Source organism: Anoxybacillus sp. LAT27 (genome assembly GCF_022030075.1).
GTDB lineage: Bacteria > Bacillota > Bacilli > Bacillales > Anoxybacillaceae > Anoxybacillus > Anoxybacillus kestanbolensis.
Genome location: NZ_JAIWYK010000271.1, coordinates 1 through 237 on the forward strand (window position 1 = coordinate 1; position 237 = coordinate 237).

At 69.6% G+C, this 237-nt stretch carries 1 protein-coding gene; it reads right to left on the reverse strand.

The window, feature by feature from the left end; genetic code table 11:
• Positions 1 to 237: beta-eliminating lyase-related protein (locus LD028_RS09420; RefSeq protein ID WP_237811664.1), on the reverse strand; the 237-nt coding region annotated here is incomplete at both ends.

A 237-nucleotide genomic window follows, 5' to 3' on the forward strand; every position in this document is an offset into this window, starting at 1 on the left:
CCAAAAATTGCTCGGCGGTCAGTCCGGCCGATTCCGTGCGGACCAGGACGATGTTGGTCTCCACCGGCTCCACGTGCAGGCCGAGCTTGCGCAGCCCTTCCGCCAGCATGCGTGCCCGGGCGTGGTCCTCCTGGAGCCGCTCCGTCATCTCCGTCAACGCGAGAATCCCCGGCGCGGCCAGGTAGCCCGCCTGCCGCAGGCCGCCGCCCAGCTTTTTGCGCCACCAGCGGGCCTCTT